The following is a 23,800-nucleotide window of genomic DNA, read 5'->3' as shown; positions in this document are numbered from 1 at the left end:
ACCCCTCACCATGACCAAAATCGTTGTCGTCACTTCCGGCAAAGGCGGCGTGGGCAAGACCACGACCAGCGCCAGCTTCGCATCGGGCCTCGCGCTGCGCGGCCACAAGACCGCGGTCATTGACTTCGACGTCGGCCTGCGCAACCTCGACCTGATCATGGGTTGCGAGCGCCGCGTGGTCTACGACCTGATCAACGTCATCCATGGCGAGGCCAACCTCAACCAGGCCCTCATCAAGGACAAGGCCTGCGACAACCTGTTCGTGCTGGCGGCCAGCCAGACGCGCGACAAAGACGCGCTGACCCAGGACGGCGTGCACAAGGTGCTGACCGACCTGTCCGAGATGGGCTTCGAATACATCGTCTGCGACTCGCCCGCCGGCATCGAGACCGGTGCCCTCATGGCCATGCACTACGCCGACGAGGCGCTGGTGGTGACCAACCCCGAGGTGTCCTCGGTGCGCGATTCCGACCGCATCCTGGGCATGCTGGGCAGCAAGACGCAGCGCGCCATCGACGGCAAGGAACCCATCAAGGAACACCTGCTGATCACCCGCTACAACCCCAGCCGTGTGGCCGACGGCCAGATGCTCAGCCTGGAAGACATCCAGGACATTCTGCGCATCAAGCTCATTGGCGTGATCCCCGAGAGCGAGAACGTGCTGACCGCGTCCAACCAGGGCACGCCGGCCATCCACCTCAAGGGCACCGACGTGGCCGAGGCCTACAGCGACGTGATCGACCGTTTCCTGGGCGCCGAGAAGCCCCTGCGCTTCATCGACGCCGAGAAGCCCGGCTTCTTCAAGCGCCTGTTCGGGAGCAAGTGAGCATGTCCTTCTTTTCCTTCTTTCTCGGCGAAAAAAAGAAGACCGCCAGCGTCGCCAAGGAACGGCTGCAGATCATCCTGGCGCACGAGCGCAGCGGTCGCAACGCCGCCGAGCCCGACTACCTGCCCGCACTGCAGCGCGAGCTGGTGGCGGTGATCAGCAAGTACATCAAGATCAACCTGGACGACATCAAGGTCCAGCTCGAACGCCAGGACGACCTGGAAGTGCTGGAAGTCAAGATCGAGCTGCCCGACCGCAAGTGAACGGGAGCCAGGCCGCGCCATGAGCCGCATCCAGTTCGCGCTGCCGGAGCGCTTCGTCTTTTCGACGCAGATCCAGATCTACATCAGCCACGTCAACCAGGGCGGCCACCTGGACAACGCCCAGTTGCTGACCCTGGTGTCCGAAGCGCGGGTGCGCTTCTTCAAGTCGCTGGGCCACCGCGAGTCCGACGTCGCCGGCTGCCCCGTCGTGGTGGGCGATCTGGTGGCGCAGTACAAATCCGAAGGCTTCCACGGCGAAACCATGCGGGTGCGCATGGTCCCGCAGGACTTCAACCGCTGCGGCTTCGACCTCGCCTACTGCATGGACTGCGTGGACACCGGCCGCGAAGTCGCGCGCGGCAAGATCGGCATCGTCTTCATCGACCGCGCGGCGCGCAAGCCGGCCCCGGTGCCGCCCGCTTTCATCGCCCAGCTGGACGCGCTGCCCATCCTGGCCTGAGCCCTTGCCGGGGCACTTGCCCCGGAACCGGCAGCGGGTGTCCCCTGCCCCGGGGGTGTGCTTCGCCCGAAGGCTTGTCTATCATCCGGGCAAGCCACCGACCGGAGACCTCCCATGCGCGCCATCCCTTCCCTCTTGCCCGTCTGGGCCCTGGTGGCCGCGCTCTTGTCGGGCTGCGGCACCCAGATGGTCAACCCCGTCTCCGGCAAGGCCGAGCGCAGCGTCATGGACGAACGCGCCGAACTGGCCGAAGGCAAAAAGGCCCATGCCGAGGTGCTCAAGGAATACGGCGTCTATCCCGACCAGAAGCTGCAGGCCTACGTGAACAGCGTCGGCCAGAAGCTGGCCTCGCAGTCGCACCGCGCCAGCATCCCCTGGACCTTCACCGTGCTGGACAGCCCGGAGATCAACGCCTTCGCGCTGCCCGGCGGCTACGTCTACATCACGCGCGGCATCCTGGCCTACATGGAGAGCGAGGCCGACATGGCCGGCGTCATCGGCCACGAGATCGGCCACGTCACCGCACGCCATGGCGCGCAGCGCGCCACCCGCCAGCAGAACGCGGGCCTGGGCGTGCTGGCCGCGACCGTGCTGGGCGCGGTGCTGGAAAGCCAGGCCGGCGTCTCGGGCAGCACCGAGATGCTGGGCCAGATGGCGCAGGGCGTGGCGGCCGGTTATGTGGCCAAGTACGGGCGCGAGCAGGAACTGCAGGCCGATCAGCTGGGCGCCGAATACCTGGCCCGCAGCCAGTACGACCCGCGCAACATGATCGACGTGATCCGGGTGCTCAAGCTGCAGGAGTCGTACGCGCAGGACGAAGCCCGCGCCGCGGGCCGCAGCGCGCCCGAGCGGGACAACTGGCTCTCTTCCCACCCCAGCAACGACCAGCGCCTGCAGGCCATCAGCAACAACGCCGCGCGTTACCAGGGGCGTTACGCCGACGACGGCACACGCCGCTTTCAACAGGCCATCGCAGGCATGCGCTTTGGCGAAAGCCCCGAACAGGGCCTGACGCGCGGCCCGGACTTCTACCACCCGTCCATGGGCTTCGCCCTGACCGCACCGGCGGGCTGGCGCATCCAGAACAACGCCGAGGCCCTGGACATCGTGCACCCCGAAGGCGACGCCGCGCTGCGGCTGATGACGGTGCCGCCCCAGGCGGGCGGCACGCACGACGAGGTCTTGCGCAAGGCCTTCAAGGTCGGCCAGGGCCAGGTCACGCGGGGCACGGTCAACGGCTTCGCCGCCACCCACTTCAACGGCACGGTCCAGGGCGCGAAAGGCCAGGCGCAGGCGGCCGAGTTCACGCTGATCACCGGTCCGAAGCAGACCACCTACGCGATGCTCTACCTGGCCGCCAACGCCACCGCCCGGCAGCGGGCCATGGCTGGGCTCATGGCCACCGAAAAGTCGTTCCGCCCCCTGACCGCGGCCGATGCCCAGGCCGCGCGGCCGTGGCAGATCCGGCTGCTGCCGTTCCCGCGCGGCGGCTACGCCGAACTGGCGCGCCAGTCGGCGGTGCCGGCCAGGCAGCTGCAGCTGATCAACGGCAGCTACGGCCGAGCCGACCCGCCGCTGGGCCAGACGGTCAAGACCGTCGTGGCGCAGTGACCCGGACGGACCTCCGCGCCGCTTGACGAAGCAGCCGGTCTATCATGGTCCCATGCTGATCGAAACCCTGGGCGCGGCCCGCGACATGGGGCGCCTGAACCAGATTCTGGGCGTCTTCATCCGCCACGGTTTCGGCGACAGCGTGCGCCGCCTCGGGCTGGCCGATCGGCTCGAACGCGCCGGCCACGCGCTCAAATGGGACCACGCGGCCGATCTCGCGCGGCATGAACCGCCGGTGCAGGTGCGCCTGGCCATCGAAGAACTCGGTCCCACCTTCGTCAAGTTCGGCCAGATCCTGGCCGGCCGCGCCGACCTCTTCGGCCCCGACTGGATCGCCGAGTTCGAAAAACTCCACAGCCGCGTGCCCGCCCTGCCGCTGGACCAGCTGCGCCCGCAGCTGCGCGAAGACCTGGGCGGCGAACCCGAAGACGTGTTCGCCCGCTTCGACGTGGAGCCGCTGGCGGCCGCCTCCATCGCCCAGGTGCACCGCGCCCAGCTCAAAGACGGCACCGAGGTCGTGGTCAAGATCCGGCGCCCCGGCATCAGCGAGACCATCGCCGCCGACCTGCGCCTGCTCGGCCGCCTGGCCGCCATCGCCGAGGCCGAGCTGCCCGCGCTCAAACCCTACCGCCCGCAGCAGCTGGTGCACGAACTCGCGCGATCGTTGCAGCGCGAACTGGACCTGGCCAGCGAATGCCGCAGCGCCGAACGCATCGCCGCCCACATGGCCGACCTGCCCTGGATCGTGGTGCCCAAGGTGCACTGGGACTTCACCAAGGAACGCGTCAACGTGCAGGACTTCGTGGCCGGCATCCCCGGTCACGAACTCGCCCGGCTGGACGCCGAGGGCCTGGACCGCCGCCAGCTCGCGCAGCGCGGCGCCCGGGCGGTGCTCAAGCAGATCGTGCAGGACGGTCTATTCCACGCCGACCCGCACCCGGGCAACGTGTTCTACCTGCCGGGCAACCGCATCGCCTTCATCGACTTCGGCATGGTCGGCCGCCTCTCGGTGCGCCGGCGCGAGGAACTGCTGCAGCTGCTGCTGGGCCTGGTCGAGCGCAACCCGCAGACCGTGGCCGACGTGCTGCTGGACTGGACCGGCGACGACCACGGCGTCAACCTCAGCACGCTGGAAACCGAGATCGAAACCTTCGTCGACCAGTACCACGGCGCGCCGCTGGCCGAACTCAACCTGGGCCAGATGCTGGGCGACGTCACCGCCATCCTGCGCGAACACCACCTGGGCCTGCCCTCGGACCTGGCCCTGCTCATCAAGGCCTTCATCACCCTCGAAGGCATGGGCCGCGGCCTGGACCCGAGCTTCCACATGACCACCGAAGCCCTGCCCCTGCTGCGCCAGGTGGTGCGCGGGCGCTACCGGCCCAAGGTGGTGGCCCTGCGCGCCTGGCAGACCCTGCGCCGCACGCTGGCGGTGGCCGAACAGCTGCCGCACGACGTCAGCCGCCTGCTGCGCAACGCCCGCCGCGGGCGGGTGCACGTGGGCATCGACGTGGCCCACCTCAAGCGTGTGGGCGACCAGATCGACCGCGCCGCCAACCGCCTGACCATGGCCCTGGTCATCGCGGCGCTCATCATCGGCTCGTCCATCGTCATGACCGTGCAGGGCGGTCCCACCCTGTTCGGCCTGCCGGCCTTCGGCTTCATCGGTTTCGCCAGCGCGTTTGTCGGCGGCCTGTGGCTGGTGCGCGCCATCTGGCGCAGCAGCAAGGGGCGGGACGTGGGGGACGAGTGAGGCGCCACCGCCGGCCATGGGTCGCACGTGGGCGAGCACGTTTTCCCACATGGTGGTATATTTCGGCGTTCGCCTTTGGCGATCAGCCGCCCGCAGACCGTACACCTGCGGATGAGACGCCCCGGCAGAGGGGAAGGCTGGTCCGGCCCCTCCTGGGCGATTCGGGCGCGTTCTCACCGCGCACGATTTTTTCTTTCCCTGCTGTTGACGATACCCCTGCCGGGGATCGTGTCCCGCTCACCTGGTGCTCGCAGCACCGTGCGGGTCTGGCAGTCGGGCACCCCGGCGCCTGGGGCTGCCAATGGTTTTTCGGGTGCACCTGTTGCGGCCATGCCGCGCGTCCGCACCCCTGGTTCTGATTTGATGATTCACGTTTCCAACGAACACACTGTTTTTCCGGGCGCACCGCTGCCCGCCTCACTCACACTGGGCCGCTACCGCATTGCGGCCCGTCCAGTGGCTTTGCCGAGCGGCCGTTTTGCCGCCCAGGTCGCCATCGCCAGCGGCCAAGGCAGCGCCAGCACGGCCTGCCTCATGCGCTTTGTGGACGACTTCGCCACCCATGAGGACGCCACCCGCTACGCACAGGCCGAGGGCCTGACCTGGGCGGCCGAGCGCCAGCCCGTGGCCACCGACCGACCGGCCCCGCCGCTGCCCCGGCAGCCCGCGCAGGCCATCCTCATCTGACATCCACGCAAGCAATAGAAGGAGCTTTCCATGGCCAAGGAAGAACTGATCGACATGATGGGCATCGTCAACGAGGTGCTGCCCGACACGCGCTTTCGCGTGACGCTGGACAACGGTCACCAGCTGATTGCCTACTCCGCCGGCAAGATGAAGAAGAACCACATCCGCATCCTCGCGGGTGATCGCGTTTCGCTCGAACTCTCGCCCTACGACCTGACCAAGGGCCGGATCAACTTCCGCCACATCGAAGGCCGCGGCCCGATGACGCCGCGCAAGCCGCGCTGAACGCGCTGCTCGCCTGAACAAAAGCGCCGCCGGCTTCCAGGCCGGCGGCGCTTTGTCTTGTCTGCCCGCCGGGCTTGTGGCGTCATCAGCCCTGGGGCGCTGCGGCCCGCCGCGCCCGCACCGCCGCCGCCAGCCCTTGCAGCACCGGCACGGTCTGCTCGAAGCTGATGCAGGCGTCGGTCACGCTCACGCCGCGTTGCAGCGGCTGGCCGAGGGTGATGTCCTGCCGGCCTTCTTCGAGGTGGCTCTCGATCATCAGGCCGGTGATGCGCGCATCGCCCGCGGCGATCTGCTCGCCCACCGCCGCCGCCACCTCGATCTGCTTGCGGTGCTGTTTGCTGCTGTTGGCGTGTGACACGTCCACCATCACCTGCTCGCGCAGGCCGGCGGCCTTGAGCAGGGCGCAGGCCGCGTCCACGTCGGCCGCGCTGTAGTTGGGCGCCTTGCCGCCGCGCAGGATGACGTGGCAGTCGGCGTTGCCGCGGGTCTCGAAGATCGCGGCCTGGCCCATCTTGGTCATGCCCATGAAGGCGTGCGGGGCCTGCGCCGCCTGGATCGCGTCGCTCGCCACCTTGATGCCGCCGTCGGTGCCGTTCTTGAAGCCCACCGGGCAGCTCAGGCCGCTGGCCAGCTGGCGGTGGCTCTGGCTCTCGGTCGTGCGCGCGCCGATGGCGCCCCAGCTCACCAGGTCCGAAATGAACTGCGGGCTCAGCAGGTCCAGAAACTCGGTGCCCACCGGCAGGCCGACGGCCAGCACGTCCAGCAGCAGCTGGCGCGCCAGTTCCAGGCCTTCGTTGATGGCAAAACTGCCGTCCAGGTGTGGGTCGTTGATGTAGCCCTTCCAGCCCACCGTGGTGCGTGGTTTCTCGAAATACACGCGCATCACCACCAGCAGATCGTCTTTCAGGGCGTCGGCCTGTTCCTTCAGGCGGCGCGCGTAGTCCATGGCCTGGTCGTGGTCGTGGATGGAGCAGGGGCCGACGACAACGATCAGGCGGTCGTCCTGCCCGTGCAGCACGCGCGAGAGCGCCGCCCGGCTGGACTCGACCAGCGCCTGCGCGGCCGGCGGCGTGGGCAGCCATTCCTGCAACAACGCGGGCGTGATCAGCGGGCGCACCGCGCCGATGCGCAGGTCGTCGATGCGGGTGGTGTCGTGGGTGGACAGCGGGGCGGCGGTGTGGACGTGGTGGGGCATGGGCGTGGGGCGCACAGGGCGGCGCGGTGGTGGGCGCTGCGCGCCCGGATCATGTGCAAACAAACCAGCGGATTCTGCGACAACTGAAAAAAGCGATCCGGTCCGAACCGTCCGTCTGCGGCACCCGGGGCGGTCCCCGGTCTGACGCGCGGCCCGTTCAGGGCCGACGGTAGCGCACCGGCTGGCGCGCCCAGTAGCGGTTGTCCAGGCGGTCCAGCCGCACCGTGCCGCCGGTGGACGGCGCGTGCACGAAGCGGCCCTCACCCACGTAGATGCCAGCGTGCCAGGCCGGGTCGGCGCCGAAGATCACCAGGTCGCCGGTGCGCAGATCGCCCGCGTCCACCGACTGGCCAAAACCCGCCAGCTGTGCCACGGTGCGCGGCGGCGCCACGCCGGCGCGGTTTTTGTAGACGTAGCCGATCAGCCCGCTGCAGTCGAAGCCGCTGTCGGGCGTGTTGCCGCCCCAGCGGTAGGGCGTGCCCGCCAGGCCCATGGCGTGGATGGCGATGTCGCGGCCCAGCTCGCTGGACGGCGTGGTCGGCTCCGGCGGCCGGTGGGCCGGCGGCGCGCTGCCGCACCCGGCCAGCCCCAGGGCCAACAGCAGCAACAGGCAATGCAGGACGCGGTGCATGGCGGAACGTTCAGGCCACCGCCGCCGCGGCCTGCCGGGCAAAAAACTTCGGCAGCGCCGCCTTGGTGCAGGCCTGCAGCGCGCGCAAAAACGCGTGGTCGGGCTGGGCCACCCCGTGCCGCAGCATCAGGTCGTGGCGGATGCGGCCCAGCAGTTCGGTCGCCATTTCCGCGTCGGCCAGCGCCCGGTGCGCGGCGCCGGTGCGCGGCAGCCCGAACCAGTCCACCAGCGACCCGAGCTTGTGGCTGGGCGCTTCGGGGTAGAGCCGGCGCGAGAGCAGCACCGTGCAGGCATAGGGCTGCGGGGCGGGCAGGCCGCACAGGGCCAGCTCGGCCTGCCAGTAGCGCCGGTCGAAGCTGGCGTTGTGCGCCACCATGGGCGCGTCGCCCACGAAGCGCGCGGCTTCGGCCATCACCTGCGCGGCCGGTGGGGCGGCCTGCACCATGGCGTTGGTGATGCCGGTCAGCTGCGTGATGAAGGCCGGGATGCGCACACCCGCGTTCATCAGGCTCTGGTAGCGGTCCACGATGCGCCCGCCTTCGGTCATGACGATGGCCACCTCGGTCGCGCGGTCGCCCATGCCGGGTGAGGTGCCGGTGGTTTCAAAGTCGATGATGGCGATGCGGCTCATGCTCCGATCTTAGGGGAGTGCGCGGCGCTCCCCTTCCCCAGCCCCACGAGCAGGCTCCGCGCCGCGGGAAGACCCGGCATGCGGCGTTGCTGGACTTTGCGCTGCGGTCCGGACCGGTCTGCCGCCGGCCCGAACCGCGGGTTCACCTCGTCCTTACTTCGTCTTCTTCGGCGCCGGCATCAGGCCCAGCGTCGGCGTCTCGTTGAAGAAGTTCCAGGGCTTGAGCAGCACGTTCACCCACTCGGTCGGCATGATGGGCCACTCCTCGGCGCGTGCCACGTGCGTGGTGCCGGTGGTCAGCCAGACCACGTTGTCGGTGTTCACGATGGGTTGGTCGTCGGCGCTGAACTGGCCCAGGCCGGTGTCCTTGTTTGAGCGGTTGGGGAAGCGGCCTTCTGGGAAGCGCTCGTCCGTGTTGTAGCGCGTCACCCAGATCTGCTTGTCCATGAAGTTCAGGCGGTTGTAGATCCACTCGTCCTGGCCGAAGTTGGCGCCCTTGGCCACCGGGTGCGTGCCGCCGGCGTAGGGGATCAGCTGGTACGACACCGGGTTGCCCACCTTGTTGGTCTTGCCCGGGTTGCTCAGCAGGCGGATGTGGGCCGGGTCGAACTTCTGTGCCGCCGGCTTCTCGCTGGCCACCGTGCGCTGCGTGGTCTGCATGGTGCTGGTGCGCGGGCCGCCCGCGGTGTTGGGGGTCACCACGTTGTCGATCTCGGTCAGCGCGTTGGCTTCACCGTCCACATCCAGGTCGAGGCGGAAGTTGTAGATGTGCTGGTGCGTGGTGCCCACGATGTTGTGGTCGATCAGCGTGCCGTACTTCGTGTCGTCTTTGGCGCTCGCGTCCTGCATGGTGCGCGCCTTCACGCCCTTGACCGCCTCGATGCCCGTGGCCCCGGCGTTGATGCCGATGGTGCCGTTCTCGGCGAACACCCAGTCGAACATGTAGTCGTAGTTGCCCACCGTGCTGATCCAGCGCACCACCAGCTCGCGGCGCTCCACGCTCACGTTGGGCTTGCCCATTTCCTGGTGCTTGTACTCGGGGCCGGCGTAGCGCTCGAACACCGCGATCGCGTTCGGGATCGTCATCGGCGCGCCGGTGAAGTCGGCGATGGTGGCGTCCAGGAACACCGCGTTCTGCGGCGCGTCCTTGCCCGGTTCGATGGGCGAGGTCAGCGTGCCCATGCCGTACTCGCCCGAGTCCAGGTAGGCCTTGAAGTACCAGCCCACGTCCGGGTCGCCGTAGGGCACGATCATGCCGCCCATCGTGCCCTCGTACATCACCTTGCGCTTGATGCCCTTGTCGTTGTAGGTCACGGTCGAGAGCGTCAGGCCGGTGCGCGAGTTCAGGCCGATGTGGAAGTCCCAGTTGCGCCAGTGCAGCGTGTTGCCGGTGATGGTGTAGTTCTTGCCCTCGGGTTCGGTGATGAGCAGCGGCTTGCGCGGCGCGCTGCCCTTGCCCGCGCTGCCGTCGTAGGGTGTGGCCTTCATCGGCACCGGGACCACGCCCGCGTCCTCGATCTTGATGACCTGCTTCTTCTCCAGGTCCACCACCGCCACCAGGTTCTCGATCGGGTGCGCCCAGTAGTTGTTGTCGCCCACGTCCAGGTAGCTCACCACCTTGAGCAGGCGCTGCTCCTGCTTGAGGCCGTCCTTGCCGTCGAAGTAGCCCACGGTCAGCGGTGTCGCCACCACCTTCTTCACATCGTTGATGCCGCGCAGCTGGAGCGCCTTGGCGTAGTCCGCGCTGGCCTCGATGGCGGCCTGCACCGTGGCGAAGTCGTCGATCAGCACCATGCCGTGCGCGCCCGGCACCGGCTGCCACTGCACCACTTTTTTGCTCGCCAGGTCCACCGTGCCTTCGATCAGGTGGCGCCCATCCAGGATGACGAACGCCGCCTGGCGCGGCGCCTGCACCGGCTGGCCTTCCAGCGCGTGCGCCCAGACCTGGTCCTTCGGCGGTGCCTTGAGCACCATTTCGGTGAAGCGGTGGCCGGGCTTGAACTGGCCCGAGGCCTTCAGCACCTCCAGCGTGGTCTTGATCTCGGCCGCCGTCAGCGGGTTCAGCGGGTTGGGCTGGCGCTCCACCACGAAGGTCTTGTCCAGACCCGACTGCAGCACCTGTTGAAAGAAGTCGTGCGACACATAAGGCTGGCCCCGGCGCATCACCACCGGCACAGAAAGGCGCAGCGGTGCGCCATTGACCTGGGCCGTGCTGGCACCCGGCTTGACGCGCACCAGCGTGCTGTTGCGCGAAACGGTGAACAGCTGGGCAAAGCTGTCCCAGTGCACGGTGGCGTTGGCGTCTTGCGCGGCCTTTTTCAGCGGCACCATCTGGGCGCCGCCGCCGTGGGCCAGGGCCAGGGGCGCCCACAGCGCGGCGGTGGCCAGGGCAACGGCACTCAGTGTCAGGGGAAGGGGGCGGGTGTTCATGGTGGGGTTCCTCGTGGGTGGGGGCGGACAGGCTCCGCACCTTAGGCCGCCCGCGCGGCATCGGGTTATCCGCATTTGGCAAAACTGCGCCAGCCCCAACAATGGCGCACAACTTGCATGGGGGCTGGCATGAACTTCGATCACGCCCACAAACGCACGCGCGACGCCGACGAACAGGCCGCCAGCGTGCGCGACTGGGACCAGCGCTACGAACAGCTCTCGGCCGGCCGCTTCGACGGCGTGGTGGACGAACTGCGTGTGGGCCCGGTGCAGGTCTTCGCCGAATGCGCCAACCAGGCCGTGGTGCAGGCCGGCCACCTCCGCCGCGACCGCCTGTCCATCGCGCTGGTGCGCGCGGCCGGCGCCTCCGGCTGGTACTGCGGCCACCGGCTCAGCGGTGAACACCTCATCGGCATCCCGGCCCAGGGCGACTTCGACCTGGTCGCCAGCGCCGGCATGCAGATCCTGGCGCTGTCGGTGGACACCCCGGCCCTGCGCACGCTCGCGGCCCAGCTCGACGGCGCCGACACGCCGGTGCCCGACGTGCCCACGGTGCTGAACCCGCCGCCGGCCGCGCGGGACCAGCTGCGCGGCCTGCTGGGCACCGCGCTGTCGCTGGCGCAGGACGGCGCCGCCGGCTGCACCCACACCGCCGCGCGCCGCATGCTGGTGCTCTCGCTGTGCGACGCGATGCTCGGCTGCCTCGGCACCGGCGCGGCCACCACCGCGCTGCCCGCCAGCGCCGCCAGCCGCCGGCGCATCGTGGCGCGGGCGCGCCAATACATGCAGGACCACGCGCACGAAGTCATCGCCGTGCCCGACCTCTGCCAGGCCATCGGCACCTCGCGCCGCGCGCTGCAGTACGCGTTCGAAGAAGTCATGCAGATCAGCCCCGTCACCTACCTGCGCACCATGCGCCTGAACCGCGTGCGCAGCGAACTGCGCCAGCGCTCCGCCGCCACCGTGGGCGACGTCGCCGCGCGCTGGGGCTTCTGGCACCCCTCGCGCTTTGCCAGCGACTACAAGGCCCTGTTCGGCGAAGCGCCTTCGGCCACCCGCGCGGCCGGCCTGCGCGCGGCCTGAGGCAGGGCGGGCGTTGTCAGGCCGCCGCAGCGCGCCGCACACCTGCTAGCCTGCGCCACATGCCCACGCTCACACCCACACTCCTGCTCGAACGCGACGCCGGCGTCCTGACCCTGACGCTGAACCGCCCCGACAAACTCAACGCCATTGACAACCCGCTGGCCCAGGCCCTGCTCGACGCGCTGGCCGCGGCCGCCACCGACCCCGGGGTGCGCGCCATCCGCCTGCGCGGCACAGGCCGCGCGTTCTGCGCTGGCCGCGACGTCAGCGCCGCCCCCACCGACAAAGACCTGGAAGGGGTGCAGGCCGTCTCCCGCGCCATCGTGGCGCACCGCTGCCCGGTCATCGCCGCCGTGCACGGCTGGACGGTCGGCGCCGGCTTCGAATGGATGATGAACGCCGACATCGTCCACGCCGCGGCAGACACCCGGTTCAAGCTGCCGGAAGCGTCGCTGGGCGTCTTCGTCACCGGCGGCCTGGTGGCCACCCTGCCGGCGGCCATTGGCCCCATGCGCGCCAAGGCGCTGACCCTGCTGGGCGAGGCCTTCGACGCGCAGCAGGCGCTGGCCTGGGGGCTGGTCTACCGCTGCGTGCCGGTGGACGAACTCGACGCCGTGTCGTTCGCCGCGGCCCGGCAGATCGCGGACCTTCAGCCCGAGGTGGCCACCGCCTTCAAGCGCGTGCTCAACCAGATCGGGCTGGACGGCTTCGACCGCGCCATCGAAGCCGAATCGCAGGTCCAGCGCAGCCTCGGCCGCCGCGCCTGATCGATCAGGACCGCGCGTCCGGCGCCGGCGTCAGCTGCACCTGACCGTTCTTCACCGGCAGCGTGGCCCCGGGCTTGAAGCTGGTGCGCGCCGTGGCCTCCTGCCCATTGAGGCGGTAACGCACGTCATACCCCGCCAGCTGTTGCGACTTCACCTGCACCGTCTTGCAGCGCTGTTCGGTGCGCGTGGTCACGTCCTGCTGCTGCAGGTTCTTTTGCACCTGGTTACCGGCGTAACCCCCGGCCACCGCCCCCGCCACCGTGGCCAGGGTGTTGCCGTTGCCGCGCCCGATGGTGCTGCCCACCAGGCCGCCGGCCACCCCGCCGATCACCGTGCCCGCGACGCGGTGCTGGTCCTTCACCGGGGCCTGGTGGCGCACCTGCACGTTCTCGCAGCGCACCTGAGGCGTGCGCACGGTCTGCATCACCTCGTGCACCGCCACCACCTCGGCCACCGTGGGCTGCGTCAGCGTCCGGTAGCCGGTGACGCCGCTGGCGCCCAGCACCACCATCGCCAGGCCACCCACGGCCACACCTTTGATCATCGACTTGTCCATTCGCTGGTGCTCCTTTGCAGTACAGAGCGCGCAGTCTGGTGCGGCGTGGCCGCGCCGTCGTGACAAATGGTGTCAATGGCCCATCCGATGGCCCAGAACCTCGGCGGTCCGTTCAGCAGTACGCCAGCCGTTGCAACCGCAGGGCGTCGCGGTCGATGCTGGCCTTCAGCAGGTCCCGGTCGGCCGCGCTCACGCCCAGCTGCGCAAAGTGCGCTTCCCATCCATTCACCACCCGCGCCACCTGCCGCACCAGCTCGGTCGCCCGCGCCCGCTTCAGGCCGAACTCGCTCAGCTCCGTCAGCGCGTTCTCCAGGCTGGACACAGCGCCCTCCCGTCCCACCCCCATGGCCTGGTAGCCCAGGTTCTGCAGCGAGGGCACCACGTCGTAGGCCGGGGTCAGTTCTTGGTAACCGTCGAACATCAGCCGCACGCTGTGGTTGCGTTCGTGGTCGTCGGTGTTGTCCATCAGGATGTTGAACACCATGCGCCGGAACAGCTCCTCGCGCATCGCGGTCTGCCGGTCTGGGTGGGCCAGCCGCAGCAGCACCGTGGCCAGCGCGCCGTAGCTCTCGGGCAGGCGCGCGGCGCGCAGCAGCGTGCGGGCCGACTGGCAGTGCAGCCGGTACCCATCCACCCGGTCGAAGCGTTCCACCGTCAGCGCATGGCGCGCCCGGCCATGGCGCGGTGGCAGGGGCAGTACGCCGGTGGTCGCCACGGTGATGCCCGCCCGCGCCGCCAGCGTCAGGGTGGCGTGTTCCACCAGTGGCGTGTCCACCGCATCGTCCAGCTCGGCGAACTTCACCACGCAGGCGCCGGCACCGGTCTGCAGCAATGCCTTGGGCCGCGCGCCGCCCAGGCTCATGCCGGGCTGGATCAGGCGCTGCACATTGGGCGCGATCGGCGCCTGCGTCTGCACGTCTTCCACGGCGGCGCTCAGCTGCGCCAGATCGGCCAGCACCGGGTACGGCCCGAAGCGGCGCGGCAGGTACTGCGCCGCCGACACCGACACGCCCAGCGCACCAAAACGGTCGTCGCCCGCGAACAGCAGCATCTCCAGCACCGACAGCCGCGCCGGCCGTTCCACCTGCCGGATGATGCGTTCCCCCCAGCGGTCCGGTCGCGCATCGTCAATGGCGCCCGGCGCGCTGCCTTTCTCGTCGGCCGAAAACCATTGCCCCGGCACCAGTGGCAAGTCCTCGCTCAGCGGCAACTGCCACCACGCCGCGTCGTAGGCGAAGGTCGCGCAGTCCGGCACCAGTGCCGACAGCCGCAACTCGCCCACCAGCGTGGGGGCCGCCGGGTTGACCAGGGCCCACAGGTACAGCGTGTCCTGCGGCACATAAGCCGCGGCCGTGATGGGCAGGGCCGCGCTCATGCCACCCCCTTGCCGGGCGCAGCCCGCAGTGCCGCCAGCCCGGCCGCCACCGGCTGGCCGGTGCCGGTGGCCTGCGGCCCGGGCGCCGTGGGCGCCATGGGTGCGGTGGCCCCGCGGGGTTGGCGCGGCTGGCGCACCCGCGCCACCTCGCGCTCCAGCGCTGCGTGGTCGTTCTCGGGCGCCACCAGGTCGGCCAGCCCCAGCGCCGGGTTGATCAGCCACAGGCACATCACATACGAGGCCATGGCCACCGAAGGGTCGCCCCGCTCGATGCGCGCCATGGTCGGCTGCGACACCCCCAGCTTGCGCGCCCACTGCGCCTGCGTCTCGCCGCGCCGCTTGCGCGCCACCACGATGTGCTGCGCCAGCCGCGCGATCTCCTGCCGCACGGCCTGGGGGTGGTCAACAGGGCTGATGTTCTGGGCAGGCATTCATAGAACTCGGTAAAAACTCAAAAAACAAACTTCTATGAATATTTTCGCCGCCTCAGCCGGTTTTACCAAGCGGTTTGTCCGCCCGCTTGGCGAGCCGGTCCCAGTCGCGCAGCGTCTGCAGCAGGCGGTTCTTCGCGTCGGTGTGGCTCTGGCCAAAGGTCTCGGCCAGCCGGCGGCGAAACGCCTCGTCCGGCGGCGGCGCGCCCACCGCCTTGAGCCGCGCGATCACCAGCATCACCACCTGGAAGCTGCCCGAGTCCAGCGCCATCGTCAGCGGCGTCTGCCCGTCGGCCGTCGCGTCCAGCACATTGGCGCCGTGGTCCAGCATGTGCTGCACCAGGCCCTGCTTGCCGGCCGCACAGGCCCAGTGCAGCGGCACCAGCCCACCGTCCAGCCGCGCATTGAAGTCGGCGCCGGGCGCGAGATGCTCGGCGGCCAGGGGCCAGCCGGCCGCTTTGATCATTTGCTGGAGTTGCCAGGGGGTCATGGGGGTGTTTGGAGAAAGATGGAAGCCCGGGAGGGTATGCGATGCAGATGGATCTCGGCACCCGGATCGTTGTGCCATCGGAGAAAGTCAGGATTTGACCTTCTACTGCCCTCCAGAGCTCGACACGATTGAGGTCGGCAAAGCAGCGATTGCGGTCGAAGAGGCGGTCTCAGTCGAACGTCCGATTCACTCCAGTATCGAGACGATGAACCGACGAACAGGAACTCGGGCCCGACGTACACAGCCGCATCGTCAGGTGTGGTTGCGCAGACCCGTCGATGGATAACTTCTAAGTGTTCTCAAATCTACAACGTGGCAGCCTGAGCGGGATTGACGGCCTGGACATACCCAAATATTCCGTTTCTCGCATGTGGATTGCTAGTAGCCTGATAAGCGCCCTGAAATTCGTTGAGGCGTCCAGACCGCAAGCGAAGGCTACCGTGGGAAAGTTCAATGTTGAACGCCGTGACCATCGGTCCTGGCCCCTGCTTCTTCGTCGGGTTTAGAGGAAACTTTGCGCTTTCGGCTGCGCTCTGGATATCAGGCAAGCACTCATTGAGTGCACTGTCACTTCCAGCAGAAATGATGATGTCGTCTACGTATACGCTTACGCAGTAGCCCTCTCCTTTAAGCTTCGAAAGGCAACTTCCAAGCTTGCTATGGGCAAAGGCAAGCGACGCAAGCAACGGCGACTGCACAAACCCATACGGCAACATGTATTTTCCCAAGTCCACAGGGTGCTGGACCGTGCTGTCGTTTGCCATTTGGCGCGCATTGGTGTAGCCAAAATGGGGGGAGAGGCAACGCGTGACGCGTGAGCGATTCACGCAGCCGAAGAAGTCCTGGATGTCTAAGTGAAGGAAGCTCGTTTGTCCCATGTGCACCTGCAAGGCGCGGACGTGGCCTCCTGCGCGAAGGTGGAAGAAGTAGTCGGGTGCAGTCCAGACCCCCTCAACCTGCGTCTTAATCTTGGCACCCATCTCCTTTGCCTCAGGCGAAGGATGGAACACCCACCTACCTGGCTTACGCTCGTACCGGTGAGTCCATTTCGGGTGCATTGCAGAAATAGTTAGAAGCCATGTTCACGAGTGCGGCGATCAGGCGGAGTGCTCCACCCAAAACGTTTGCGCACGCGAGAACTAGGCGATATTTTTTGAACTTCGTCATAGATATCTCCTTAGATCACCCCTGGCTTACCTAGCGCAACGCGCATGGACTATCAACTAACAGCATGGCATATAGCTAAAAGCTAAGTGCCAGTTACGTAGGTCACAATGTGACGGTCAGATCTAAGGGTCAGGTAGCCGCAAGGCCGCCTAATGCCAGGGTGAAAAGATTGTACTGGCTTCTTCTCAGTATTGGGCATACCTACTGGGCTGCTGCCGGTTTCAAAGACACCTTGTTGAGGTGGAAGATGAAACCGGAGGTGGTTCATTGAGAGAAGAAGGGACATTCAGCCGAGAGTTCAAGCTCGAGGCGGTCAAACTGGTCACCGAGCGTGGCGTGGCTGTGGCCCAGGCGGCCGAAGACCTGGACGTTCAAGAGAACGTGCTGCGCAAATGGGTTCGTGAGTTGCGAGAGAAACCCAGGAGGCATTTCCTGGCAACGGCAAGCAAAAGGCCCAGGACGCGGAGATAGCGCGGCTGCGCAAAGAGGTTGCCAAGCTCAAGATCGAGCGCGACATCCTGAAAAAAGCCGCGGCCCACTTCGCGAAGGAGTCGATGTGAAGTTCGGCTTCATGGCGAAACACCAACTAGTTTGTAAGATGGCTCTGAGGCATCCACATGTAAGACATCCTTTGCGGTGAATCTGGGTCAACGCGTAGAGCCCGATAACCGCTGGACTCCAGGGAGGAGATCTGTGCCGAAGCAACTAACGCTTCTACTCGACACCAACGTCCTGATACCGCTGCAAGACTCGTATGCCGTACTAGGTGACAACCTAGCAAACTTCCATCGGCTAGCGCTTGTCGGCGGGCATAAGTTGGTCTATCACCCCGCAAGCATCGAAGACTTCGAAAGGGACACCGACCTGGGTCGACGCGCGAGGAACTTGGAACACGTCCGCCGTTACCCGGCTCTAGAGCGTCCCGCCAAATGCCCTTGGAACACGCCGACCACAAGCCCGAACGACGCCTGCGACAACGAAATTCTGTACGCCCTGGAGTGCGATGCAGCACATGCGCTAGTAACTGAAGATAAAGGGCTTCGGACGAAGGCTCGAGCACGCGGTCTGGGTCACCGAACCTACAACATCCAAACCGCCGAAGACTGGCTACGGCGGCTACATCAGCCGTTCGATGTCGTGCTGCCGAACATCGACGATGTTCCGCTGCACAGCTTGACTCCAGAGCTTACGGACACCTTCTTCGATAGCCTGCGCACAGGTTATGCCGGCTTCGACGACTGGCTCCGCAGAAAGGCAAGGGAAAACCGGAAGGCGTGGGTCTATCGGGATGAGACCGGTGTGCTCGGGGCGATCTGCGTGTACGACGTTCAGACGAACGAGGTCGTTACCGATGAGGGCAAACGCCTAGACGGCAAAGCACTTAAGCTCTGCACATTCAAGGTCGGCCAGAACGTCCGTGGTCGCAAGATTGGCGAGCTCTTCCTGAAGGCTGCATTCCGGTTCGGGACCGAGAATGCATGCGAGCACATCTTCATCCACGCCGACGTGGAAAAGCATGCATACCTCGTTGACCTGCTCGTCGACTTCGGCTTTGACGATGTCGGTTCCTATAGGGCGGACCGGGTCTTCGTAAAACAGCACCCAGTCAACCCTCCAGACACTCCGGGGTTCTCTGCACTCGAATTTGTCCGACGCTTCTATCCCCATTACCGGGATGGTGATCAGGTCCAGAAGTTTCTAGTGCCGATCCAGCGGGATTTCCATAGGATCCTCTTCCCCGACTATCAGGCACTTCAATCCCAGCTCTTTGCTCCCCAAGGGAGCGTGGGCAATGCCATCAAGCTGGCCTACCTTTGCCATTCGGCTTCAAAGCAGATCAGACCGGGCGACATACTGCTGTTCTACAGATCAGAGGATGAACAGGCGGTCACCTCGCTCGGCGTCGTGGATCAGTTCGCAGTGCTCAGCGACGCCGCTAGCATCGCCGCAATGGTCAGCAGGCGCACCGTTTACAGCATCAAAGAGATTGAAGGCATGGCCACTCGCCCAACGAAGGTCATCCTCTTCAGGCTCGTAAAGCATTTCCCAGCACCGGCTTCCCTTAAGCGCCTTCTAGATGACGGAGTGGTCGCTGGCAACATTCAATCTATTTCCAAGATTTCCGATGACGCGTTTTCAAGAGTGCTTGCGGCCGCAGGGGCCTAGAGCCTTGCTACTTTCCGTCAAGCCAAGGTTTGCCGATCAGATACTCGCTGGGACCAAGACAGTGGAGTTTCGTCGGTCATGGGCTGCTGAGCCCGTTGGTCTGGCCGTCGTGTACTCCAGCTCGCCGATCCAGCGCCTCGTCGGCATCGTGGAGATCGAGGGGACGGTTTTCGCGTCACCTGCGTCCGTCTGGACGAAATGCCGCACGCGTGGCCCGGGTCTTGAGCGTAAGGAGCTTATGGAGTACTTCGCAGGTAAGGACCAAGCCTATGGCGTGTTGCTGGGAAGCCTGACCCGTCCGGAGAAGCCGATTCGGCCGAACTCGCTGCTCAGGGATTTCCGTCCGCCGCAGTCCTATCGCTACTTGACTTCAAACGAACTGCGTCGCATCGGCAAGCAGTTTGGCCTTGTCGAGGAACCCGAATGACCATCTTCGTCGCAGGAGTCCATGGCGCGGGAAAGACCTTTGCCACCAAACCGGCCTGTCAAAAGCTGGGGCTGGTGCATGCCACGGCTAGCCAACTCATCAAAGAAGAGCGCGGGCAGGCCACGTGGGACAGCGCGAAGATGGTTTCAGACGTGGACCAGAATCAGACGGCGCTCATCGTGGCTGCCAGACGCATCCGAGAGAGCGGCGCGAAGCTCGTCATAGACGGCCACTTCGTGCTCCGGCGAGCATCAGGTACCCATGAGAGGTTGCCTGTCAACGTGTTCCGGGCGCTAGAGTGCTCGTCTATCTTGTTGATCCGTTGTCCGGTGCCTGTCCTGCTTGAGCGTCTGCATGCTAGGCTGGACACGAGCTGGACTGAGGCAGAACTAGCCGAGTTCAGTAAAGCGGAGGACGCCCACAGCGCTGAGGTAGCCAGCGTGTTGGGCATTCCCTTGAAGACTCTGGATTCGCCAACCGCTCAGGAGGTGGAGACCTGGTTAGCACGCCTCTCGAAAGGAGCAGGCATCTTTGGTCAATAGCCGAGTCTCGGAGGAAAGAAGAACTGCGTTGCCTCTTCTGCAAAGCCGACTCGTCGACCTCACGGTCAAGGGAACACATCGTGCCAGGTGCCCCGCGCTCGATGGCTTCGAGGCTCGTCGGGTAGGCGCTGAAGACTGACTGACAATCTGTTGTGAGACTACGTTTTGACCAACCCTGCATGGGCGCCAATGACCGCAATGCGCAATAGCTGCCGATCGTCAGGCATGCCACTAACGGCAGTAACCAGCCTAGAACGAACTGACACGAGAGCGGGATGACCGTCTGTTCCTGGCTCCACCCGCGTCTCTCCTGCCGGCCTTCATACTGTCCTGGCCGGACGCGGTTTGCCGACCCTCTGGTGGCATTCGCCTCAGCCGGTTGCGCATGAACCCCTGGCACCAACAAGGCTGACGGGCTGTTCGCGGTCGTTTCCTGATGACATCAAGCCGCGGCAACGGACGGTCGCCCATGGCGGCCTGTGCCAGCCCGATCTGGTCGGCCGTCGGCGGACCTACCAGTCTTTCAGCGCCGCCAGGAGTTGCGCTTTGACCTCCGCGCTCGCGAAGCTGGCGTCGATGGAGGTGTGCGCCACCGACCGGGTGATGGCATCCGTCCAGCCGAAGGTCTGGCGGCACAGGGCGTATTCCCCGACCAGGCTGGCGCCCAGCAAGGCCGGGTCGTCCGTGTTGACACAGACCCGCACACCCGCCTGACGCAGCCGGTCGATGGGGTGCTCCGGCAGGGACGGGTAGACACCCAGGACCAGGTTCGAGGTGGGGCAGATGCCCAGGGGAATCTGTCGGTCCGCCAGCATGGCGACCAGGGCCGCGTCTTCGATGGCCCGCACGCCGTGGTCGATGCGGTCCGCGCCCAGCAGGTTCACCGCGTCCCAGACGCCTTCGGGTCCGCTGGACTCGCCGGCGTGGACGGTGCGGCGCAGGCCGTGGTTGGCGGCGCGCCGAAAGGCGTCGGCGAAGCGGGGGCCGGTCCGGCCCGCCGTGGCCTCGTTGCCATCCACCGACAGGGCCACGACCCTGGGGTGGCGCAGGGCACACAGCGTGTCCACCAGTTCGGCGGCTGCGTCTGCGGACTGTGTGCGCAACAGGCTCACGCACAGGCCGACGCCGGGCAGGCCATCCTGTTCCGCCGCGGTGAAGCCCGCATCCATGGCGGCCAGCATGGCGCCCAGTCGCCCGTGCCAGGCGTGCCAGTGCGTGGGGTTGACGATGACATCGGCATAACCCGTGCCGTTGTCGGCCAGCCGCTGGCACAGGCCGTAGGCCAGGGCCTCCAGGCGCCGGGGGGTGGAGGCGAGGCCGCACGCCAGGTCCAGAAAACCCAGAAAGTCGGCCAGGCCGGCAAACCGGAACAGATCCGCCTGGGGCCTGGGCAGCGCCACACCTTCGGCCCGGGCCCATTGCGCGATGGTCGCTGCCTCGAAGCAGCCCTCCAGATGCAGGTGCACCTCGGCCTTGGGCAGCGCTTTCAATCGGTCGGACCCGTGGGCCTGGAGCGTCGTGTTCATGCCGGGGATTGTCTCGGCGCGTGGCCCCCGCGGAATACGGCGGCGGCACTACCGGCGATGCACATCGGCTGATGGGCCGCTCGGGTCCAGCCCGCAGGCACGGCGGCCCTCGGTTCAGTCTCCTCGTGCGAGCAGCGGAACCAGCACCCGCTGCCCCACCGGCGTCACGGCCACGTCCCTCCCCGCCCCCCGGCGCACCCAGCCCTGCGCCACCAGGTGCAGGTACAGCCGGTCGGCCAGTTCGCCCGCCAGGTGGTCGCGCCGCTCGGACCAGTCGAGGCACGGGTAGGCGTAGCGCCTTTTCTTGCCCGGTTCGGGCGGCTCGAAACCCAGGCGCTGGCACCAGGCGCGGCCGCTGTCGGTGAGCGCGTAGCCGCTGCTCACCGGCTGCAGTCCCTGCGCCGCCATCAGGCCGTCGAACAGCCGGATGCCCAGCCGCCCCGCCAGGTGCCCGTAGCAGCAACGCGCCTCGCGCAGGCGCGCCCGTTCGGGCGAGGCCCATTGCCCTTCGTGCTCGCCGCGCTCGGCCACCACGGCCAGGGCTTCCAGCGCGTGGGCCACGTCGGCGTCGGCAAGCCGGTAGTAGCGGTGGCGGCCGCGCGGTTCGCAGGCCACGAAGCGGGCTTCGAGCAGCTGGGCGAGGTGGCCGCTGGCGGTGGCGGGCGTCACCGACGCGGCGCGGGCCAGTTCGCTGGCGCTTGCGCATTCGCCGCTGAGCAGGTAGGCCAGCATGCGCGAGCGCGCCGGGTCGGCGACCATGGCGGCCACGCGGGCGAGGCGGGGTTCGTGCGGGGTGCTGCGGGTCATGGCGCCCAGCGTAGCGCAGCGTGCGTCGCCGTGGTCACGGCACCACCTGCCGGGGCTGGTGAAGGGTACCGGCCACGTCTTCAAGCCAGCTGCGTTCCTCGCGCAGGATGAAGCGCTGCGCCTGCGCCCGCTCGAAGTTGGCGCGGCCTTCGGGGTCGGCGCGCAGCACGGCGCGGTAGCGCTCGTAGGCGGCCAGGTTGTCGAACCCGATCAGGCCCCAGGCGATGTCGTTGCTGCCTTCGTGCGGCAGGAAGTAGCCGAGCAGCTCGCCGCCGCAGCGGGGAATGATGCGGCCCCAGGCCTCGGCGTAGCGGCGGAAGGCCTCGCGCTGGAAGGGGTCGATCTGGTAGCGGATGAAGCAGGTGATGGACATGGGGCAGCAGGTGGGGGCAACAAGCGGTCCACTGTGCGGCTGGCAGGTCTTGGGACGCTTCGGTGTGGGCCGAAGTGTGGGGGGCGGTCGTGACCTGGAACGAGAAGGCCGTGCACGGTCGGCGCATGGCCCTGTGGCGGAATGACCCGACTTCTACAATCCGCGGCTCCGCTGGTTTGATTGACCTGACTTCCCCGACCGATCGCTCACATGAACACCGTTTCCCCCTCCCTTTCGTGCATGGCGCTTGCGCTGTCCCTGGTGACCAGCAGCGTGGCCTTCGCCCAGAACAACGAAGTCCGGGGGACGGGGGCGAGCTTTCCGGCCAAGGTCTATGCCCAGTGGGCCGAGGACTACGTGAAGCAGACGGGCCTGCCGCTGAGCTACAAGTCAGCCGGGTCGTCGGCAGGGGTCAAGGCGATCACGGACCGCAGCGTCGATTTCGGTGCCTCGGACGTGCCGCTGTCCCCGGCCGAGCTCGACAAGCGCGGCTTGTTTCAGTTCCCGACGCTGGTGGGCGGCATCGTGCCGGTGGTCAACCTCGCCGGGATCGGCCCCGGTGAACTGCGGCTGGATGCCGTCACGCTGGCGAAGATCTGGGCCGGCAGCATCACGCGATGGAACGACCCGGCGATTCGCGCGCTGAACCCGCGCGCGACGCTGCCCGGTCTGTCGATCCAGCGTGTGGTGCGCAGCGACGGCTCGGGCACCACCACGGTGTTTGTGGAGTACCTGCGCAAGGCCGCACCCGCCGAGGCCGCGCCCATCGTGCCGGATGGCGGCCGGGCCCAATGGCCGGGCACCACGGTCGCCGTTGACGGTTCGGGCAAGGTGGTGGCGGAGGTCAAGGCCACGCCGGGCGCCATCGGCTATGTGTCCTCTGACCACGCGCTGCGCGACAACCTCAGCGGTGTGAGCCTGAAACCGCGGCAGGGCGATTTCGTCAAGCCGTCGCTGCTGGCCTTCCGCGCGGCCATCGTGGCGGGCGGGTTGTTCAAGAACAGCCTGGAGCCCACGTCGCTGCTGAACCTGGAGGGCCCCGGGGTCTGGCCCATCGTGACGGCGACCTACGTGCTGGTGCCGCGCGAACCCGCGTCGATGGAGCGGGCGTCCCGGACCCTCCATTTCTTCTACCAGTCGTTCCTCAAGGGCGACAGCGCTGTGGCTGGTACCGGCTTTGCACCGTTGCCCGTCGCCACACAGGCCCGCATCGTGGGGCTGCTGTCGAACTTCAAGACGCCGAGCGGCCAGTCGGTCAAGGTGATTGGCGGTCTCGGCGCGCGGGCCGTCGTGGCCTCCAACTGACGCCCCGGGCCTC

Annotated in this window: 25 protein-coding genes and 1 pseudogene; 14 read left to right on the top strand and 12 right to left on the bottom strand. The window is 67.2% G+C overall.

The features are described from left to right. Positions 1-10 precede the first annotated feature (10 nt). From minD to infA, 7 genes are all read left to right on the top strand, one after another. Positions 11-826 carry a septum site-determining protein MinD gene (minD, locus tag RMP09_RS00660; RefSeq protein WP_310564075.1) on the top strand — a complete coding sequence of 272 codons (816 nt, stop codon included), beginning with the start codon at positions 11-13 and terminating at the stop codon, positions 824-826. 2 nt (positions 827-828) lie between these two features. Next, positions 829-1,089 (top strand): cell division topological specificity factor MinE, encoded by a 261-nt coding sequence (gene minE, locus RMP09_RS00655; RefSeq protein ID WP_310564074.1) that lies wholly within the window; start codon positions 829-831, stop codon positions 1,087-1,089. 19 nt (positions 1,090-1,108) lie between these two features. Then, positions 1,109-1,549: a thioesterase family protein gene (locus tag RMP09_RS00650; RefSeq protein ID WP_310564073.1), complete on the top strand. Its 441-nt coding sequence runs from the start codon at positions 1,109-1,111 to the stop codon at positions 1,547-1,549. 114 nt (positions 1,550-1,663) lie between these two features. Beyond that, the gene (locus RMP09_RS00645; protein WP_310564072.1) at positions 1,664-3,160 is read left to right on the top strand and encodes a M48 family metalloprotease; all 1,497 of its coding nucleotides are present in this window, start codon (positions 1,664-1,666) and stop codon (positions 3,158-3,160) included. A gap of 52 nt (positions 3,161-3,212) precedes the next feature. Beyond that, entirely contained in the window at positions 3,213-4,913 is a 1,701-nt protein-coding gene (locus tag RMP09_RS00640; RefSeq protein ID WP_310564071.1) for an AarF/UbiB family protein, read from the top strand. 363 nt (positions 4,914-5,276) lie between these two features. Then, positions 5,277-5,600 carry a hypothetical protein gene (locus tag RMP09_RS00635; RefSeq protein WP_310564070.1) on the top strand — a complete coding sequence of 108 codons (324 nt, stop codon included), beginning with the start codon at positions 5,277-5,279 and terminating at the stop codon, positions 5,598-5,600. Positions 5,601-5,630: 30 nt separating this feature from the next. After that, positions 5,631-5,885, top strand: a complete 255-nt coding sequence (gene infA, locus RMP09_RS00630; RefSeq protein ID WP_204735405.1) for a translation initiation factor IF-1 — start codon at positions 5,631-5,633, stop codon at positions 5,883-5,885. Positions 5,886-5,970: 85 nt separating this feature from the next. Here the strand turns inward: infA and RMP09_RS00625 are convergent, their stop codons facing one another. The 4 genes from RMP09_RS00625 to tynA form a co-directional block, all read right to left on the bottom strand. Next, entirely contained in the window at positions 5,971-7,080 is a 1,110-nt protein-coding gene (locus tag RMP09_RS00625; protein WP_310564069.1) for a 3-deoxy-7-phosphoheptulonate synthase, read from the bottom strand. A gap of 157 nt (positions 7,081-7,237) precedes the next feature. Then, positions 7,238-7,711, bottom strand: coding sequence for a C40 family peptidase (locus RMP09_RS00620; protein ID WP_310564068.1), 474 nt, complete (start codon positions 7,709-7,711; stop codon positions 7,238-7,240). A gap of 10 nt (positions 7,712-7,721) precedes the next feature. Beyond that, the gene (locus tag RMP09_RS00615) at positions 7,722-8,342 is read right to left on the bottom strand and encodes a 3'-5' exonuclease (protein WP_310564067.1); all 621 of its coding nucleotides are present in this window, start codon (positions 8,340-8,342) and stop codon (positions 7,722-7,724) included. A 153-nt stretch (positions 8,343-8,495) separates the two neighbouring features. Further along, the gene (gene tynA, locus RMP09_RS00610; protein WP_310564066.1) at positions 8,496-10,772 is read right to left on the bottom strand and encodes a primary-amine oxidase; all 2,277 of its coding nucleotides are present in this window, start codon (positions 10,770-10,772) and stop codon (positions 8,496-8,498) included. 129 nt (positions 10,773-10,901) lie between these two features. Between tynA and RMP09_RS00605 the strand changes: the two genes are divergently transcribed. Next, positions 10,902-11,855 carry a helix-turn-helix domain-containing protein gene (locus RMP09_RS00605; RefSeq protein WP_310564065.1) on the top strand — a complete coding sequence of 318 codons (954 nt, stop codon included), beginning with the start codon at positions 10,902-10,904 and terminating at the stop codon, positions 11,853-11,855. A gap of 59 nt (positions 11,856-11,914) precedes the next feature. Then, positions 11,915-12,622, top strand: a complete 708-nt coding sequence (locus RMP09_RS00600) for an enoyl-CoA hydratase-related protein (protein WP_310564064.1) — start codon at positions 11,915-11,917, stop codon at positions 12,620-12,622. 4 nt (positions 12,623-12,626) lie between these two features. Here the strand turns inward: RMP09_RS00600 and RMP09_RS00595 are convergent, their stop codons facing one another. The 5 genes from RMP09_RS00595 to RMP09_RS00575 form a co-directional block, all read right to left on the bottom strand. Next, the gene (locus tag RMP09_RS00595) at positions 12,627-13,178 is read right to left on the bottom strand and encodes a glycine zipper 2TM domain-containing protein (protein ID WP_310564063.1); all 552 of its coding nucleotides are present in this window, start codon (positions 13,176-13,178) and stop codon (positions 12,627-12,629) included. 112 nt (positions 13,179-13,290) lie between these two features. Further along, positions 13,291-14,553 carry a type II toxin-antitoxin system HipA family toxin gene (locus tag RMP09_RS00590; RefSeq protein ID WP_310564062.1) on the bottom strand — a complete coding sequence of 421 codons (1,263 nt, stop codon included), beginning with the start codon at positions 14,551-14,553 and terminating at the stop codon, positions 13,291-13,293. After that, the gene (locus tag RMP09_RS00585; protein ID WP_310564061.1) at positions 14,550-14,984 is read right to left on the bottom strand and encodes an XRE family transcriptional regulator; all 435 of its coding nucleotides are present in this window, start codon (positions 14,982-14,984) and stop codon (positions 14,550-14,552) included. The genes RMP09_RS00590 and RMP09_RS00585 overlap by 4 nt, the downstream gene beginning before the upstream one ends. Positions 14,985-15,039: 55 nt before the next feature. Then, complete coding sequence (locus RMP09_RS00580; RefSeq protein WP_310564060.1) at positions 15,040-15,474, bottom strand: ankyrin repeat domain-containing protein; 435 nt, start codon at positions 15,472-15,474, stop codon at positions 15,040-15,042. Between the two features lie 305 nt (positions 15,475-15,779). Next, positions 15,780-16,532 (bottom strand): reverse transcriptase domain-containing protein, encoded by a 753-nt coding sequence (locus tag RMP09_RS00575; RefSeq protein ID WP_409559663.1) that lies wholly within the window; start codon positions 16,530-16,532, stop codon positions 15,780-15,782. Between the two features lie 376 nt (positions 16,533-16,908). Here RMP09_RS00575 and RMP09_RS00570 point away from each other — a divergent pair. The 4 genes and pseudogenes from RMP09_RS00570 to RMP09_RS00555 all read left to right on the top strand — a co-directional run. Further along, positions 16,909-17,245 (top strand): annotated as a pseudogene (locus RMP09_RS00570) (transposase); the annotation flags it as partial. An 89-nt stretch (positions 17,246-17,334) separates the two neighbouring features. Next, a complete protein-coding gene (locus tag RMP09_RS00565) occupies positions 17,335-18,807 on the top strand; it encodes a GNAT family N-acetyltransferase (RefSeq protein WP_310564058.1) in 1,473 nt (490 codons plus the stop codon). Next, positions 18,719-19,234 carry an ASCH domain-containing protein gene (locus tag RMP09_RS00560; RefSeq protein ID WP_310564057.1) on the top strand — a complete coding sequence of 172 codons (516 nt, stop codon included), beginning with the start codon at positions 18,719-18,721 and terminating at the stop codon, positions 19,232-19,234. The genes RMP09_RS00565 and RMP09_RS00560 overlap by 89 nt, the downstream gene beginning before the upstream one ends. Then, the gene (locus RMP09_RS00555; protein ID WP_310564056.1) at positions 19,231-19,776 is read left to right on the top strand and encodes an ATP-binding protein; all 546 of its coding nucleotides are present in this window, start codon (positions 19,231-19,233) and stop codon (positions 19,774-19,776) included. The genes RMP09_RS00560 and RMP09_RS00555 overlap by 4 nt, the downstream gene beginning before the upstream one ends. Before the next feature lie 512 nt (positions 19,777-20,288). Here RMP09_RS00555 and add read toward each other — a convergent pair. The 3 genes from add to RMP09_RS00540 all read right to left on the bottom strand — a co-directional run bounded on the left by add (position 20,289) and on the right by RMP09_RS00540 (position 22,482). Beyond that, positions 20,289-21,302 (bottom strand): adenosine deaminase, encoded by a 1,014-nt coding sequence (gene add / locus RMP09_RS00550; protein WP_310564055.1) that lies wholly within the window; start codon positions 21,300-21,302, stop codon positions 20,289-20,291. Between the two features lie 114 nt (positions 21,303-21,416). Beyond that, positions 21,417-22,109, bottom strand: coding sequence for a metalloregulator ArsR/SmtB family transcription factor (locus tag RMP09_RS00545; protein ID WP_310564054.1), 693 nt, complete (start codon positions 22,107-22,109; stop codon positions 21,417-21,419). Between the two features lie 34 nt (positions 22,110-22,143). After that, complete coding sequence (locus tag RMP09_RS00540) at positions 22,144-22,482, bottom strand: NIPSNAP family protein (RefSeq protein WP_310564053.1); 339 nt, start codon at positions 22,480-22,482, stop codon at positions 22,144-22,146. A gap of 273 nt (positions 22,483-22,755) precedes the next feature. Between RMP09_RS00540 and pstS the strand changes: the two genes are divergently transcribed. Continuing rightward, positions 22,756-23,787 carry a phosphate ABC transporter substrate-binding protein PstS gene (pstS, locus tag RMP09_RS00535; RefSeq protein WP_310564052.1) on the top strand — a complete coding sequence of 344 codons (1,032 nt, stop codon included), beginning with the start codon at positions 22,756-22,758 and terminating at the stop codon, positions 23,785-23,787. The last annotated feature ends 13 nt before the right edge of the window (positions 23,788-23,800 follow it).

Source organism: Hydrogenophaga sp. (assembly GCF_031426985.1).
Taxonomy (GTDB): domain Bacteria; phylum Pseudomonadota; class Gammaproteobacteria; order Burkholderiales; family Burkholderiaceae_C; genus Hydrogenophaga.
Note: the sequence above shows the minus strand (reverse complement) of the source record. Positions and strands in the feature narration are given on the sequence as shown.

Excerpts from the sequence above, each read along its gene's own strand:
- infA (WP_204735405.1), top strand. The coding sequence starts at position 5,631 with ATGGCCAAGGAAGAACTGATCGACATGATGGGCATCGTCAACGAGGTG.
- RMP09_RS00555 (WP_310564056.1), top strand. The coding sequence starts at position 19,231 with ATGACCATCTTCGTCGCAGGAGTCCATGGCGCGGGAAAGACCTTTGCC.
- RMP09_RS00635 (WP_310564070.1), top strand. The coding sequence starts at position 5,277 with ATGATTCACGTTTCCAACGAACACACTGTTTTTCCGGGCGCACCGCTG.
- RMP09_RS00625 (WP_310564069.1), bottom strand. The coding sequence starts at position 7,080 with ATGCCCCACCACGTCCACACCGCCGCCCCGCTGTCCACCCACGACACC.
- RMP09_RS00640 (WP_310564071.1), top strand. The coding sequence starts at position 3,213 with ATGCTGATCGAAACCCTGGGCGCGGCCCGCGACATGGGGCGCCTGAAC.
- minD (WP_310564075.1), top strand. The coding sequence starts at position 11 with ATGACCAAAATCGTTGTCGTCACTTCCGGCAAAGGCGGCGTGGGCAAG.
- RMP09_RS00580 (WP_310564060.1), bottom strand. The coding sequence starts at position 15,474 with ATGACCCCCTGGCAACTCCAGCAAATGATCAAAGCGGCCGGCTGGCCC.
- RMP09_RS00590 (WP_310564062.1), bottom strand. The coding sequence starts at position 14,553 with ATGAGCGCGGCCCTGCCCATCACGGCCGCGGCTTATGTGCCGCAGGAC.
- RMP09_RS00595 (WP_310564063.1), bottom strand. The coding sequence starts at position 13,178 with ATGGACAAGTCGATGATCAAAGGTGTGGCCGTGGGTGGCCTGGCGATG.
- RMP09_RS00545 (WP_310564054.1), bottom strand. The coding sequence starts at position 22,109 with ATGACCCGCAGCACCCCGCACGAACCCCGCCTCGCCCGCGTGGCCGCC.
- RMP09_RS00540 (WP_310564053.1), bottom strand. The coding sequence starts at position 22,482 with ATGTCCATCACCTGCTTCATCCGCTACCAGATCGACCCCTTCCAGCGC.
- minE (WP_310564074.1), top strand. The coding sequence starts at position 829 with ATGTCCTTCTTTTCCTTCTTTCTCGGCGAAAAAAAGAAGACCGCCAGC.
- RMP09_RS00585 (WP_310564061.1), bottom strand. The coding sequence starts at position 14,984 with ATGCCTGCCCAGAACATCAGCCCTGTTGACCACCCCCAGGCCGTGCGG.
- add (WP_310564055.1), bottom strand. The coding sequence starts at position 21,302 with ATGAACACGACGCTCCAGGCCCACGGGTCCGACCGATTGAAAGCGCTG.
- RMP09_RS00615 (WP_310564067.1), bottom strand. The coding sequence starts at position 8,342 with ATGAGCCGCATCGCCATCATCGACTTTGAAACCACCGGCACCTCACCC.
- RMP09_RS00600 (WP_310564064.1), top strand. The coding sequence starts at position 11,915 with ATGCCCACGCTCACACCCACACTCCTGCTCGAACGCGACGCCGGCGTC.
- RMP09_RS00560 (WP_310564057.1), top strand. The coding sequence starts at position 18,719 with ATGACGGAGTGGTCGCTGGCAACATTCAATCTATTTCCAAGATTTCCG.
- RMP09_RS00620 (WP_310564068.1), bottom strand. The coding sequence starts at position 7,711 with ATGCACCGCGTCCTGCATTGCCTGTTGCTGCTGTTGGCCCTGGGGCTG.
- RMP09_RS00605 (WP_310564065.1), top strand. The coding sequence starts at position 10,902 with ATGAACTTCGATCACGCCCACAAACGCACGCGCGACGCCGACGAACAG.
- RMP09_RS00575 (WP_409559663.1), bottom strand. The coding sequence starts at position 16,532 with ATGCACCCGAAATGGACTCACCGGTACGAGCGTAAGCCAGGTAGGTGG.
- tynA (WP_310564066.1), bottom strand. The coding sequence starts at position 10,772 with ATGAACACCCGCCCCCTTCCCCTGACACTGAGTGCCGTTGCCCTGGCC.
- RMP09_RS00650 (WP_310564073.1), top strand. The coding sequence starts at position 1,109 with ATGAGCCGCATCCAGTTCGCGCTGCCGGAGCGCTTCGTCTTTTCGACG.
- RMP09_RS00645 (WP_310564072.1), top strand. The coding sequence starts at position 1,664 with ATGCGCGCCATCCCTTCCCTCTTGCCCGTCTGGGCCCTGGTGGCCGCG.